Source organism: Psychrobacter sp. 16-MNA-CIBAN-0192 (assembly GCF_040309565.1).
Classification (GTDB): Bacteria; Pseudomonadota; Gammaproteobacteria; order Pseudomonadales; family Moraxellaceae; genus Psychrobacter.
In genome coordinates this window covers 1-255 of record NZ_JBEOOX010000476.1, presented here as the reverse complement: position 1 = coordinate 255, position 255 = coordinate 1, and the positions used below count along the sequence as shown (strand labels likewise).

The following is a 255-nucleotide window of genomic DNA, read 5'->3' as shown; positions in this document are numbered from 1 at the left end:
GCGCGGTCTCGATCGCATCGGAGCCGCCCGAGCTGTACAGCACGCGGCGCATCCCTTCCGGTTCGAGCAGGTCGATCACCTTCTTCGACAACTCCTCGGCGCGCGGATGCGAAATGCCGTCGAACAGCTGGAAGTATTCGAGTTCGTCGAGCTGGCGCACGATCGCGTCCTTCACTTCCTGGCGGTTGTGACCGACGTTCACGTTCCACAGGCCCGCGACGCCGTCGACGAGCTTGCGCCCCGCCTCGTCGAACA

General features: G+C 64.7%; 1 protein-coding gene. It reads right to left on the bottom strand.

Annotated elements, in window-relative coordinates; translation table 11 throughout:
* On the bottom strand, positions 1 to 255 hold a 255-nt coding region (locus AAEY78_RS14035; protein ID WP_352340002.1), incomplete at both ends, for an aminotransferase class III-fold pyridoxal phosphate-dependent enzyme.